The sequence below is a fragment of the Amycolatopsis thailandensis genome (assembly GCF_002234405.1).
Lineage (GTDB): Bacteria > Actinomycetota > Actinomycetes > Mycobacteriales > Pseudonocardiaceae > Amycolatopsis > Amycolatopsis thailandensis.
Genome location: NZ_NMQT01000125.1, coordinates 1 through 11956 on the forward strand (window position 1 = coordinate 1; position 11956 = coordinate 11956).

Consider the following 11956-nt stretch of genomic DNA (forward strand, 5'->3'; position numbering starts at 1 on the left):
TTGATCAACGGAAGATCGGGACGTTGAGTGTCCCGGATCTTCCGTTGATCAAGGTCCGAGGCCGGGGCGCCCTGCGACGATGCGGGAATTGGGACGTTCAACGTCCCAATTCCCGCATCGTCGAGCCTGGCAGCAGCGGGACCGCTACCCTCGCGCAGCTCAGGCGTAGGTCGGTAAATGGCGGTCCGCACCAACCCGACTTGCCACTCACGACCACCCATCGCCGCCTCCGGTTCGGATAGGGCTGAAGGGCGCTTTCCCCGCATGCCATGCGGGGAAAGCGCCCTTCGCCGCGTGCGACGAGGTGAAGGGCCCCTTCAGCCCTCACCGCCGCAAGTAGGTGACGGCACGCGAGTCCCGCGGATCAGGTCGAGACGTCCGCCGTCCGTGCCCGCCAGGCCCGCGCCTTCTCCCGGTTCCCGCAAGCCCGCATCGAGCACCACGTCCTCGACCGGTTGCGCGATTCGTCGTAGAACGCCCACAGGCAGTCGTCCGCCGGGCAGATCTTGAGCCGGATCCACTCGCCGAGCACGGTCAGCCGGGTGGACGCCGCCATCACCGCTTCGCTGACCGTCTCCGCGACGAGGAGCGGGCCTTCCGGGCCGAGGACGATCTCCGCCGGCGCGCGCAGGCCGAGCCGGGGCAGCCGCGGGTCGCCGATCGCCGCCCGCAGCGCGTCCCGGGTTTCGCGCGCGGCCGCGGGGGTATCCGCCCGCAGCCGGTGATCTCGCGCCCAGCGTTGCCAGGTCTCCAGATCGTCCAAGAGGTCGGTGCCGCGTTCGACGTTCACCGTGTTCAAAAACTCGACCACCAGGGACGCGTCGGTGTTCACCTCGCACAGTGTACGGGCGAGACCTGTTGTCATCGGCTCCGATAACCCGCATACTCGCTTCACTGGTTACTCGATCATTCTGGAGGCTGAACCATGGGTGCGGTACCGACCTTCGGCGCGGTGGCCCTCGACTGCCCGGACCCGGTCGCGCTGGCGGAGTTCTACCGCGAACTGCTCGACTGGAAGGCGGGCGAAGTCGCCGAAGACGGCCATTGGGTGACTCTGCGGAACCCGCAGGGCGGCGCGCGGTTCTCGTTCCAGCGGGTGCCGGACTATCGCCCGCCCGCGTGGCCGTCCGCCGAGAACCCGCAGCAGGCGCACGTCGATCTCGACGTCACCGACATGGAGGCCGCTCACGAGCGCGCGCTGGCCATCGGCGCGAAGCTGCTCGACGACTCTCCGGAGACGTTCCGGGTGTACGCGGATCCGGCCGGGCATCCGTTTTGTCTGTGCGCCTGCTGACCTCGGACGCGAAAAATGCGTAATCTCTGATACGTGATTTGTCCGAAGTGCCAGAACGTCATGAAGACCGTCGACAAGAACGGCATCCACATCGACCAGTGCCAGGGATGCCGCGGCATCTTCCTGGACAGGGGTGAGCTGGAAGCCATCGCCGGTGCCGAGAACTCGTACTACGGCGGCCACCAGCCCCCGCCGTATCAGGGAGGTGGGCACGCGCCGGCGCCGCACTACGGCCGTCCGGACTCCCCGCGGCCGCATCGCGGCGGGTACGCCGACTCCCCGAAGGGCTACCGGGGCGGTTACGCCGACTCGCCCAAGGGGTACCGCGGCGGCTACGCGGATTCCCCGCACGGGTATGGCCACCACGGCAAGCGTCGCAAGGGCGGCTTCCTCGAGGGCCTGTTCGACTGACCGTGGTCCTCGATCTCAAGATCTGCCCGGCCTGCGGTGATCGCGCCGAACGGCCACACGTCGAGAGCGGGCTGCTGGTGTGCGCGGAATGCGCGCACCGGTGGCCGTTCCGGCGGCTCCCGCTGTTCGCGCTGACCGGGCCGAGCGGGGCGGGCAAGTCGACGGTCGGGCCGCTGCTGGCCCGGCGGCTCGGCGACCTCGCGCTCGTGGTCGAGCAGGACGTGCTGTGGACCGGGGCGTTGCGCGACGACGTCCCCGGCCATCCCGCGTTCCGCTCGACCTGGCTGCGGATGGCGGCGATGCTGCACCAGAACGGCCGTCCGGTCGTGCTCTGCGGCACCGTCGCGCCACCCGAGTTCGAACGGCTGCCCGAGCGCGTCTTCTTCTCCGACATCCACTATCTGGCGCTCGTCAGCGAGCCCGAAGCGCTGCGCAAGCGTTTGCTGGCGCGGCCCGCCTGGCGCGAGTGGGACGAGGAGCGGGTCGAGGAGATGCTGGAGTTCAACGAGTGGCTGCGCCGGGAAGCGCCCTCGATGGATCCGCCGGTCGAGCTGTTCGACACCACCCACATCCCGGTCGACGCCGCTGTCGAGCACGTCGAGACGTGGGTGCGAAGCCTGCTTTCAAGGACACAAGGGCCAAGTGCGGCCGTCGGGTGAATCCAGCCAGATCACCTGGTTCTCGCCGTCTAGGCTGAGCCCGAACCGGTCCCGCCACGGCTGACCGAGGTCCAGCCATTCCTCGTAGGCGTGCTCGACGGTCTCCCACAGTCGCCGCGGGCCGCCTTCGGCCACTTCGAACTCGCTACCCGCCTGCCGATGGCGCACCCATGAGCCGTCCGGATGGACCAGCGCGGCGCGCCGGCCGTCCCGCGTGGCCGTCGCGCCCGGGAGCTGAAGGCCGGCGAAGAACTCGAAGCGGCTGCGGACTTCCGTGATCACTCCCATCGGCAGCCGGGTCGGCCGCCAGACGAGGTCGCCCTCCGGCACTTTCGACGGCTTGAAGCGGTGCGCGCGCAGCGGCATGAAGCGGCCGTCGCGCGCCAGCACCCGTCCATGGCCCGTCGCGCCTTCGCCCGCGACGATCCGGACCAGCCCGCCGCCGATCGGCCGGTTCAGGGTGGTGACGATCAGTCCGCCCGGGACCGTTTGTTCCAGCCAGGCGGGCGGGATCGACGACACCGAGCACGTGCAGATCACCCGGTCGTAGAGCACGCCGGCCGGGAAGCCCTGGGCGCCGTCGGCCGCGGCGCACGAAGGCGCATACCCGGCTTCCGCGAGCCGCTTGCGCGCGGCGTCGACCAGTTCCGGGTCGATGTCCACTGTGTACACGAGCCCCGAGCCGAGCCGCTGGCAGAGCAGGGCGGCGTTGTAGCCGGTGCCCGTGCCGATCTCCAGGACGCGGTTCCCGTCGGCGACCCGGAGCTCTTCGAGCATGATCGCCATGATCGTCGGCTGGCTGGACGAACTCGTCGGCGTCCCCGGCTGCGCGCCGAGGTAGCGCGCCCGTTCCCAGAGCCCGGAATCGTCGTCGAGCTGGACGACCAGCACCTCAGGGGAATAGACGCGGGCGAGCCACTCGTCGTCGCCGCTCTCCATCGCGGCCCAGCCGTTCGCCGCCGGGACGAAGAAGCGCGGCAGGAAGACGTGCCGCGGCACGGTGCGGAAAGCGGTCATCCAGCGCGCGTCGTGCAGCACTCCCTCGCCGAGCAGATGCTCGACCAGGCGCCGCCGCAGCCGCGTCGCGTTCGACATCCCTCCACGGTAGCCGGGTGAGCACCGACACACCCGATGGTTGCAAGCAGAGTGCTTGCAATAGCTAGCACTCGCGCGTAGCGTTGAAGACGTCGCGAGGAGGTGACCGATGACAGACACCAACCGGGATCAGCCCGCATCGGGCGGACCGATGGAGAAGGTCGCGGACATCGCTTCCGACATCGGCGAGTACATCCGGCAGCAGCGCAGCAACGCGAAGATCTCCTTGCGGCAGCTGTCGAAACTCGCCGGAGTGTCCAATCCGTACCTGAGTCAGATCGAGCGCGGGGTCCGCAAACCCAGCGCGGAGATCCTCCAGCAGATCGCCAAAGGCCTGCGAATCTCGGCCGAGGCGCTCTACGTGCAAGCGGGAATCCTCGATCTGCCCACGGGCGGCCCGGTCGGCGACGCGATCCGCGCCGACACCGAGCTGACCGAACGGCAGAAGCAGGTCCTGCTCGACGTCTACGAATCGTTCCGCCGCGAGAACGCCGCCGCGAAGCCGGCATCGACGACGCAGGCGGCGGACGCGAAACCCGAAGACCCAGCCGACGAATCCAAGGAGTCAGCATGACCACGGCCACCAAGACCGAACGCAAGCACACCGCCCTCGACCAGGTCCGCACCCCGCTGCTGGCCGCCCTCGGCGCCGGCAACCTGGCGGGCCAGGCCGTCGTCGACGCCGTGTCGAAGGCGAAGGAGCGCGTCGTCGAGAGCGGCGAGGCCGCCCGCAAGAACATCGAGGAGCTCCCGCACGACGTCGAGGGCCTCCGCGAGAAGCTGGACCCGGCCGAGCTGCGCAAGGTCATCGACGAGTACACCGAAGCCGCGCTGAAGCTGTACAACAAGCTGGCCGAGACCGGTGAGCAGGCGTGGGACAAGTTCGCCGCGCAGCCGCAGGTCAAGAAGACCATCGAGCAGCTCGAAGAGGCGCTGAGCACCGCGCAGGACCGCGTCGAGGACGTGACCACCGACGCCCGTGAGCGCCTCGACACCGTGCTCGGCAAGGTCACCAAGGGCACCCGCTCGGTGGGCGAGAAGACCGCCCGCAAGGTGACCGAGGTCGCCGGCGAGATCGCCGACGAGGTCGAGGAGATCGGCGACGACCTCGCGCACGAGACCCGCTCGGCTTCGCGCAAGGTCGCCAACAAGACCGCGCCGAAGACCACCTCCCCGGCCGCGCGCCGCACCACCACCAGCCCGGCCGCCAAGAAGCCGGCCACCGCGCCGAAGACGACCGAGAAGTAAAGGTCCGCGCGAACTCGCCCGCCCCTGGCACCGCTTCGGTGCCAGGGGCCCGGGTCATTCGCCCGGTTTGACGTAAGCTGACTTCGTGCTCGTTGCCACCTGGATCCTCATCGCCATCCATTGGGCCGGCGCACTGACGGGGCTGTTCGCTTTCGTGCATGCGCTGCGTCAGCGCTCGGATGCCTATTCCGCCGCGGATCGCAAGACCAAACCCATCTGGATGCTCATCACCGGCGGGTCCACCGTCGTGATGGTCCTGTTCGAGTTCTACGGCGGCGGCATGATCCTGTGGCTGCCCGCGCTGGTCGCGGTCCTGGTCTACCTCGTGGACGTCCGCCCCAAGCTCATCGAGGTGCAACGCGGCGGCCGCAACTGGTGATTATGGTGGGCGTGTGACTGACTGGACCATCGCCGGAAGCCTCACCGTCGTCCCCGCCCCCTCGCGCACGGACCTGCTCGCCGAGCCCGTCGCCAAGGCCCTCGCCGCCCTGTCCGATCCCGATGCCCTCGGCGTCGCCGAGATCGACGCCGAACTGGCCGACACCGCCGCCTTCTGCGAGGCGTACGGTTCCCCGCTTTCCGCGTCCGCGAACTGTGTCGTGGTCGCCGGCAAGCGCGCCGGTGAAGTCCGCTTCGCCGCCGCCCTGATCCTCGCCACCACCCGCGCCGACGTGAACGGTGTGATCAAACGCCGTCTCGACGTCCGCAAAGCGTCCTTCGCCCCGATGGACGAGGCCGTCTCGATCACCGGCATGGAGTACGGCGGCATCACGCCCGTCGGGCTGCCCGACTCGTGGCCGATCCTGATCGACCGGCGCGTCGCCGACGAGCCCGAATTGATCATCGGCAGCGGGATCCGCGGCAGCAAACTGCTGATCTCGGGCGCGGCGCTCGCCTCGCTTCCCGGTGCCGAGGTGATCGAAGACCTCGCGCGCCCCGTCGAGTGAGACTGTCCACAAAGGACTTCGTACTGGCTTCGGCGTTCGAGGCGGATTTCCTCGAAGTCGATCCCGCGCTGCTGGCGAGGGTCGGTGAAAACCGCGCCCGCGTCCTCGACGCGCTGACCGAACGTCCCGTCTACGGCGTGAACACCGGCATGGGGCGGCTCGCCGGGGTCGCGGTGGACGCGTCCGCCGCGCACCAGCGGAATCTGCTGATCGGCCGCGCCGTCGGCGGCCCGCCCTGGCTTTCGCCCGCGGAGGTGCGCTGGCTCCTGCTGGTGCGCCTGCGGGATCTGCTCGCCCCGGAGGCGGGCGCGAGCCCGGAGCTGGTGACGTTCCTCGTCGACAGGCTGAACGAAGGGTTCACCCCCGCCGTGCCGAGGACGGGGCTGGGCAGCGCCGGCGAGATCATCCCGCTGGCGCATGCCTTCCAGACCTTTCTCGGTGTCGGGACCGTGCTGGTGGACGGCGTCGAGACGGCCGCGTCGGAGGTGCTGGCGAAGCCGTACGAGCCGGGTCTCAAGGAGGGCGCGACCCTGATCCAGGGCTCACCGCTGGCCGAGACTTTCGCGGCCTTCGCCCGTACCGAGGTCCAGCAGGTGGTGGATCTGCAGACGCTGGCCGCCGCGATCGCGATCGACGTTCTCGGTGCGCCGCAGGCGATCTACCGCCCGGCGCTGGCGGGCGACGACCGGGTGCTGGAGTCGGTGCTGTTCGAGCTCGGCGGTCTGCTCGACGGCTCGACGGTGCGCCCGGACGTCGTCCAAGCACCGGTTTCCGTCCGGGTCGCGCCGCGGGCGATCGCCCATCTGACGCGGGTCAACGGCGAGCTGGGCGACGTCCTGCGGCGCTCGACGCCGACCGATTCGCCCGCGTTCCTCGACGGCGGGTTCGTGTCCACGACGGGTTTCCACGCTGTCGAACTCGGCCTCCGGATGGACGCGGTGACGGCGGCGCTGGCGCACCTCGGCGAAGTGAGCGTGCAGCGGATGCACCGGTTGCTCGACGAGCGGTTCAGTGGGCTGCCCGCGCAACTCGCGGTGGAGCCGGGGCCGCAGGCTGGACTGGTGCCGCTGCACAAACGCGCGGTGGGGGAGCTGCACGCGTTGCGGCGGCTGGCCACGCCGGCGACGCTGGGCTCCGTCGACACTTCCGCCGGGCAGGAGGACGTGCAGGCCTTCGCCTGGGCGGCGGGGAACCAGCTCCGGGACGCGTGCGCGCGGATGTTCGCCATCACCGCCTGCGAGCTGATCGCCGGATCGCAGGCGAGATGGCTGGCTCAGGGTGACGGTTCACCTTGGCTTCGGGCCGCCTACGACTGGCTGCGCGGGCTGGTGCCGCCGGTCGCGGTGGACCGGCCGCTGGGGCCCGAAGTGACCGCTCTCGTCGCGGTACTGAGGGATTCGTACTTCAACGACTTGACGACCCTCACCTAGGCTTGGGCCTCCGCGCGGGACTGGATCGCCAGCCCGCGCGGGGTCACCCAACGCGTGATGAGCGCGAAAACGCCCTCGCACACCAAAGCCAGTGCGACGACGGCGATACCGCCCGCCAGAATCTCGCCGTGGCCGGGATCCCCGAGCGCGAAACCGTCCACAATGTACCGTCCGAGTCCGCCGCCGTCGTTGACGATCGCGCCGATCGCGACGGTCGCCACCAGTTGCAGGAACGCGACGCGCGCACCCGCGAGGATGACAGGCGACGCGAGCGGCAATTCCAGGCGCAGCATGATCTGCCACTCACGGTAGCCGGTTCCGCGCGCGGCGTCGACGGTTTCCTGCTCCAGCTGGATGACGCCCGCGTAGGTGTTCGTGAACAACGGCGGCAGTGCCAAGGCCACTAGTGCGAGCATCAGCGGCCAGAACGTCGTGTCGACCTCGAGCCGCGAAGCCAGGAACCAGAACAGGATCACCAGCCCGAAGCTGGGGATCGCGCGGCCGATGTTCACCGCGCTCGTCGCGAGGAACTGCGCGCGGCGGTAGTGCGCGAGCCACAACGCGGGCGGGATCGTCAGCACGGCCGAGATCACCAGCGCCAGCAACGAGAACTGAAGGTGCTCGACGGTCCGGTACGGCACGCCCGCCGGATCGCTCCAGCTCCAGCGGTTCGGTTCGCCGAACCACTCGATGGTCTGATCGATGATGCTCATCGCGACGCCGCCTTCCGCGACCACGGCGCGAGCGCGCGCCCACCGAGCCACAGCAGCAGATCCACGACCACGGCGAGCACCACGGAAAGCCCGACGCCGACGATGATCGACGTCGGGTTCGGCGTCGCGGTCTGGATCCCGTTGCGGATGAAGTACCCGAGGCCGCCCTTGCCGAGCATGGAAGTCACCGTCACGAGCCCGATCGTGGTCACCGCCGCGACGCGCAGGCCCGCGATCACCACCGGCAGCGCGAGCGGCAGTTCGACCTGCCACAGCAACCGCGCGCGCGTGAAACCCATGCCTATCGCGGCTTCGCGGACTTCCTTGGGTACCTGCTCGACGCCGGTGACGATGTTGCGGATGAGGATCAGCAACGTGTACGTCGCCAGCGGGATGACCGCGGTGGTGAAGGACGTCAGGCCGGTGAAGGGCACCAGTACGGCGAAGGCGCCGAGGCTCGGGATGACGTACAGCGAACCGGCCGCGCCCAGCGCGAGGGCGTAGAACCACCGGCGACGCAGCGAAACCACGGAAACACCGATCGACACCACCAGTCCGATGGCGAGCGCCGCCGCGGTGAGCGTGACGTGCTCGCCGAGCCGCTCGAAGATCTCGTCGAGGTTGCGGTCCACCCACCGCCACTCGAACAGCGGCCGCCCGCCCTGGGCGGGTACGGGGAACACGGAGGATGCTCGCACCGGCCGACCTTACCCCGTTCGGGCGGCCCGATTCCGTTCTCTGGGAGCGCACGGGGCGGAACTCTCAAAATGTGGATTCTGTCGTGACCCGGAGATACTGTCCATTCCTCTGAACGAGTCATAGGAGTGTGCACGTGCGCTGGACACGGAATGTTCGAGTGGGCGCGGTGCTCGCCGCCGCCGTCCTCGGTATGACCGCCTGTGGGGGTGGCGACGACGCGGCGGCCCCGGCCGCGCAGAGCAAGGGCGGGGCGCCCATCGTCGTCGCCTCCTTCAACTTCACCGACAGCCTGATCCTGGCCGAGCTGTACGCGAACGCCTTGGAGGCCAAGGGCTATCCGATCACCCGCAAGCTGAACCTCGGTTCGCGCGAGCTGATCTACCCGGCGCTGAAGTCCGGCGAACTCCAGTTCATCCCGGAGTACCAGGGCGCCGCCATCACCACCGGCTTCGGCAAGGACGCCGCGAAGGACGCGGCGGGCGAACACGAACAGCTCAAGAAGCTGTTCGAGGCCGACGGCATCGGTCTGCTGGACTACTCGCCGGCGGAGGACAAGAACACCTACATCGTGAAGGCCGACCTAGCCAAGGAGAAGGGCCTCGCGAAGATCAGCGACCTGTCGAAGGTCGACAACGTCATCGTCGCGGGCGGGCCGGAGTGCGAGAAGCGGCTTCCCTGCTTCAAGGGCTTCACGGACGTCTACAAGCTGAAGGCCACTTTCCAGACCGTGCAGGAGGCCGGCCCCCGCGTCGAGCAGCTGCGGTCCGGCAAGGTCACCGTCATCCCCGTCGACTCGGTGAGCCCGCTCGTCGGCGACCCGCAGTTCGTGGCGCTGGAGGACGACCTCGCGATCGTGCCGACCGAGAACGTCGTTCCCGCGGTGAACAAGAAGGTCCTCGACGAACGCGGCGCCGACTTCGCGGCCGCCGTCAACGCCGTGAGCAAGGCCCTCGACACCGTGCAGCTGCGTGAGCTGAACAAGCGCGTCGACTCGGACGGCGAGAAGCCCGCCGACGTCGCGAAGGACTGGCTGAAGGAGAAGTCCCTCATCTGAGCCGGCTGAAGTACATGAAGGCCCCCTTCCTTGCGCCTAGGTACAGGAAGGGGGCCTTCATGTACTTGGGCAGGGCGGGGCCGCTCGTTCCCCTCGCGGGCAGCGGTGGAATCGTGGACGCTGTCTTGCAACACGGGTGAAAGGGAGTGGGATGGGAAAGGTCACGGCCATCGCGGAGCGCACCATCGAAGCGCCGGCGGACAAGGTCAGGGCGCTCGTCGCGGACTACGCCGAAACCCGACCGAAGCTGCTGACAGAGCACTACCGCGACTACGAGGTCACCGAAGGCGGCGTCGGCGCGGGAACGAAGGCGAGCTGGAAGCTGCAGGCGACGTCGAAGCGTGTGCGCGACGTCGCCGCGACGGTCACCGAGCCGTCGGAAGGCACTCTCGTCGAGACCGACGCGAACTCCAGCATGGTCACCACGTGGACCGTGCGTGAGGTGCCGGACGGCAGCCTCGTCCGCATCGAGACGTCCTGGGACGGCGCGGGCGGAATCGGCGGCTTCTTCGAGAAGACCTTCGCGCCCGGTGGGCTCAAGCGGATCTACGAGGGAGTGCTCGGCAAGCTCGCCGAGGTCGTGTAGCGCTCACCACAATCGGAATGGTCGCCCCGGTTAGCCCGTTGTACCCGGCATGGATACGGGGCGATCGCCCCGCTTCGGCTACAGACTTTGGAGTTACCTCGTGAACGCAACCGAGATCCGGCTCGCCTCCCGTCCGCACGGTGTCCCGACGCTGGAGAATTTCGAGATCGCCGACGTCGAGATCCCGGTGCCGGGCGATGGTCAGATCCTGGTCCGCAACCAGGTGCTGAGCGTGGATCCGTACATGCGCGGCCGGATGAGCAGCGCGAAGTCCTACGCCGAGCCGTACGAGGTCGGCAAGGTCATGCACGGCGGCGCCGTCGGTGAAGTGCTCGAGTCCACCGTGGACGGTTTCCGGCCGGGCGACATCGTGCTGCACGGCCTCGGCTGGCGTTCGCACGCCGTCGTCGACGCCAAGCACGCGGTGAAGGTCGACCCCGAGGCCGCGCCGGTCACGGCGTACCTCGGTGTCCTCGGCATGACCGGGCTCACCGCGTACGCCGGGCTGCTCGACGTCGCGGAGTTCAAGGAGGGCGACACCGTCTTCGTGTCCGGCGCGGCGGGCGCCGTCGGGTCCGTCGTCGGTCAGCTCGCGAAGCTGAAGGGCGCGAAGCGGGTCATCGGCAGCGCGGGCACGGACGACAAGGTCAAGTGGCTGACCGACGAACTGGGCTTCGACGCGGCGTTCAACTACAAGGACGCCCCGGTCGTCGAGCAGCTGCGCGCGGCGGCGCCCGAAGGCATCGACGTGTACTTCGACAACGTCGGCGGCGAGCACCTCGAAGCGGCCATCGACTCGATCAACCTGCACGGCCGGATGGCGATCTGCGGGATGATCTCGGTCTACAACAACACCGAACCGGCCGCGGCACCGCGCAATCTCGCGTCGATCATCGCGAAGCGGTTCACCATGCGCGGCATGCTCGTGGGCGACCACTTCGCGCTCCAGCCGCAGTTCGTCAAGGAGGTCGCGCCGCTGGTGTCCTCCGGCGAGCTCAAGTACTCCGAGACCATTGTGGACGGTATCCGCAACGCGCCGCAGGCCTTCCTGGACCTGCTGGACGGGGCGAACACCGGCAAGATGCTGGTCCGCGTCTGACCCGCTCCCCGCGTGCCGGATGTCATGAGGGGTCCCCATAGGACGAAAAGTGTCCTATGGGGACCCCTCATGACACTTCGCGAGGCGCTCAGTACTGCGTGGTGAGGGCGCCTTCGGTCAGCGCGGCGTCCAAAGCCTCGGCCGTGACGTCCAGCTTCATCTGGTCCCGGAAGATCTGCCCCGCCGTCGGCAGGCTGGAGCGCTCCGGCCAGGTGTCCGGCTTCCACAGCGAGGACCGCAGGAAAGCCTTGGCGCAGTGCATGTACAGCTCTTCGACCTCGACCAGGATCGCCAGCGCGGGCCGCTTTCCCTTGACCACGAGGTCGTCGAAGAACGGCGCGTCCGCGACCAGCTTCGCGCGGCCGTTGATCCGCAGCGTCTCGTTCATGCCCGGCACGAGGAACAGCAGTCCGGCGTGCCGGTTTTCGATGATGTTGGTCTGGCTGTCGAGCAGTTTGTTGCCCGGCCGGTCCGCCAGCACCAGGGTGTTGTCGTCGAGCACCTTCACCGACCCCGCCGGGTCGCCGCGCGGGGAGACGTCACAGGTCCCGTCGGACGACGCCGTCGCCAGCAGGTAGAACGGCGAGTGCTCGATCAGCGTGCGAGCGTGCTGGTCGATGAAGGGGATGATCTTCCCCCGCGTCCGCTCGGCCGGGTGGCCCAGGTGCTCACGCAGCGCGTCGAGCGTCTCGATCGTTTTGATCTCCGAAGTCCCCATGAC

At 68.8% G+C, this 11956-nt stretch carries 15 protein-coding genes and 1 pseudogene; 11 read left to right on the forward strand and 5 right to left on the reverse strand.

The window, feature by feature from the left end; translation table 11 throughout:
• Positions 1-364 precede the first annotated feature (364 nt).
• A complete protein-coding gene (locus tag CFP71_RS33285) occupies positions 365-865 on the reverse strand; it encodes a CGNR zinc finger domain-containing protein (RefSeq protein WP_093937914.1) in 501 nt (166 codons plus the stop codon).
• A 60-nt stretch (positions 866-925) separates the two neighbouring features.
• On the opposite strand from CFP71_RS33285, the gene CFP71_RS33290 reads away from it, so the two are divergent.
• The 3 genes from CFP71_RS33290 to CFP71_RS33300 are packed head-to-tail and all read left to right on the forward strand — an operon-like array spanning position 926 to position 2364.
• Positions 926-1294 (forward strand): VOC family protein, encoded by a 369-nt coding sequence (locus tag CFP71_RS33290; RefSeq protein WP_093937915.1) that lies wholly within the window; start codon positions 926-928, stop codon positions 1292-1294.
• Positions 1295-1327: 33 nt separating this feature from the next.
• Positions 1328-1705: a TFIIB-type zinc ribbon-containing protein gene (locus tag CFP71_RS33295; protein ID WP_093937916.1), complete on the forward strand. Its 378-nt coding sequence runs from the start codon at positions 1328-1330 to the stop codon at positions 1703-1705.
• A gap of 2 nt (positions 1706-1707) precedes the next feature.
• Positions 1708-2364: an AAA family ATPase gene (locus tag CFP71_RS33300; protein ID WP_093937917.1), complete on the forward strand. Its 657-nt coding sequence runs from the start codon at positions 1708-1710 to the stop codon at positions 2362-2364.
• Here the strand turns inward: CFP71_RS33300 and CFP71_RS33305 are convergent.
• Positions 2329-3459, reverse strand: a complete 1131-nt coding sequence (locus tag CFP71_RS33305; protein WP_093937918.1) for a methyltransferase domain-containing protein — start codon at positions 3457-3459, stop codon at positions 2329-2331. The genes CFP71_RS33300 and CFP71_RS33305 overlap by 36 nt on opposite strands.
• Before the next feature lie 151 nt (positions 3460-3610).
• On the opposite strand from CFP71_RS33305, the gene CFP71_RS33310 reads away from it, so the two are divergent.
• From CFP71_RS33310 to CFP71_RS33330, 5 genes and pseudogenes are all read left to right on the forward strand, one after another.
• Positions 3611-4033, forward strand: a complete 423-nt coding sequence (locus tag CFP71_RS33310; protein ID WP_093937940.1) for a helix-turn-helix domain-containing protein — start codon at positions 3611-3613, stop codon at positions 4031-4033.
• Positions 4030-4707 (forward strand): hypothetical protein, encoded by a 678-nt coding sequence (locus CFP71_RS33315; RefSeq protein WP_093937919.1) that lies wholly within the window; start codon positions 4030-4032, stop codon positions 4705-4707. Before CFP71_RS33310 ends, CFP71_RS33315 begins: the two co-directional genes overlap by 4 nt.
• 85 nt (positions 4708-4792) lie before the next feature.
• A complete protein-coding gene (locus tag CFP71_RS33320; protein WP_093937920.1) occupies positions 4793-5086 on the forward strand; it encodes a DUF2516 family protein in 294 nt (97 codons plus the stop codon).
• Between the two features lie 13 nt (positions 5087-5099).
• Positions 5100-5654, forward strand: coding sequence for a YbaK/EbsC family protein (locus CFP71_RS33325; RefSeq protein WP_093937921.1), 555 nt, complete (start codon positions 5100-5102; stop codon positions 5652-5654).
• Positions 5651-7081 (forward strand): annotated as a pseudogene (locus CFP71_RS33330) (aromatic amino acid lyase); the annotation flags it as partial. The gene CFP71_RS33325 and the pseudogene CFP71_RS33330, both read left to right, overlap by 4 nt.
• Here CFP71_RS33330 and CFP71_RS33335 read toward each other — a convergent pair.
• Both CFP71_RS33335 and CFP71_RS33340 read right to left on the reverse strand, forming a co-directional pair.
• Positions 7081-7797, reverse strand: a complete 717-nt coding sequence (locus tag CFP71_RS33335; protein WP_093937941.1) for an ABC transporter permease — start codon at positions 7795-7797, stop codon at positions 7081-7083. The pseudogene CFP71_RS33330 and the gene CFP71_RS33335 overlap by 1 nt on opposite strands.
• A complete protein-coding gene (locus tag CFP71_RS33340; protein ID WP_167406362.1) occupies positions 7794-8480 on the reverse strand; it encodes an ABC transporter permease in 687 nt (228 codons plus the stop codon). Before CFP71_RS33340 ends, CFP71_RS33335 begins: the two co-directional genes overlap by 4 nt.
• A gap of 149 nt (positions 8481-8629) precedes the next feature.
• Here CFP71_RS33340 and CFP71_RS33345 point away from each other — a divergent pair, with 149 nt between their 5' ends.
• The 3 genes from CFP71_RS33345 (at position 8630) to CFP71_RS33355 (ending at position 11235) form a co-directional block, all read left to right on the forward strand.
• The gene (locus tag CFP71_RS33345; protein WP_093937942.1) at positions 8630-9550 is read left to right on the forward strand and encodes an ABC transporter substrate-binding protein; all 921 of its coding nucleotides are present in this window, start codon (positions 8630-8632) and stop codon (positions 9548-9550) included.
• A gap of 151 nt (positions 9551-9701) precedes the next feature.
• Complete coding sequence (locus CFP71_RS33350; protein ID WP_093937924.1) at positions 9702-10136, forward strand: SRPBCC family protein; 435 nt, start codon at positions 9702-9704, stop codon at positions 10134-10136.
• A gap of 100 nt (positions 10137-10236) precedes the next feature.
• Positions 10237-11235 carry an NADP-dependent oxidoreductase gene (locus CFP71_RS33355; RefSeq protein ID WP_167406359.1) on the forward strand — a complete coding sequence of 333 codons (999 nt, stop codon included), beginning with the start codon at positions 10237-10239 and terminating at the stop codon, positions 11233-11235.
• Between the two features lie 88 nt (positions 11236-11323).
• Here the strand turns inward: CFP71_RS33355 and CFP71_RS33360 are convergent, their stop codons facing one another.
• Entirely contained in the window at positions 11324-11953 is a 630-nt protein-coding gene (locus CFP71_RS33360; RefSeq protein WP_093937926.1) for a pyridoxamine 5'-phosphate oxidase family protein, read from the reverse strand.
• Positions 11954-11956: the final 3 nt, after the last annotated feature.

What these genes read in the sequence shown, in the direction of transcription:
- CFP71_RS33285 (WP_093937914.1), bottom strand. Translation starts at nt 865, where the DNA reads ATGACAACAGGTCTCGCCCGTACACTGTGCGAGGTGAACACCGACGCG.
- CFP71_RS33290 (WP_093937915.1), top strand. Translation starts at nt 926, where the DNA reads ATGGGTGCGGTACCGACCTTCGGCGCGGTGGCCCTCGACTGCCCGGAC.
- CFP71_RS33305 (WP_093937918.1), bottom strand. Translation starts at nt 3,459, where the DNA reads ATGTCGAACGCGACGCGGCTGCGGCGGCGCCTGGTCGAGCATCTGCTC.
- CFP71_RS33310 (WP_093937940.1), top strand. Translation starts at nt 3,611, where the DNA reads ATGGAGAAGGTCGCGGACATCGCTTCCGACATCGGCGAGTACATCCGG.
- CFP71_RS33315 (WP_093937919.1), top strand. Translation starts at nt 4,030, where the DNA reads ATGACCACGGCCACCAAGACCGAACGCAAGCACACCGCCCTCGACCAG.
- CFP71_RS33335 (WP_093937941.1), bottom strand. Translation starts at nt 7,797, where the DNA reads ATGAGCATCATCGATCAGACCATCGAGTGGTTCGGCGAACCGAACCGC.
- CFP71_RS33350 (WP_093937924.1), top strand. Translation starts at nt 9,702, where the DNA reads ATGGGAAAGGTCACGGCCATCGCGGAGCGCACCATCGAAGCGCCGGCG.
- CFP71_RS33360 (WP_093937926.1), bottom strand. Translation starts at nt 11,953, where the DNA reads ATGGGGACTTCGGAGATCAAAACGATCGAGACGCTCGACGCGCTGCGT.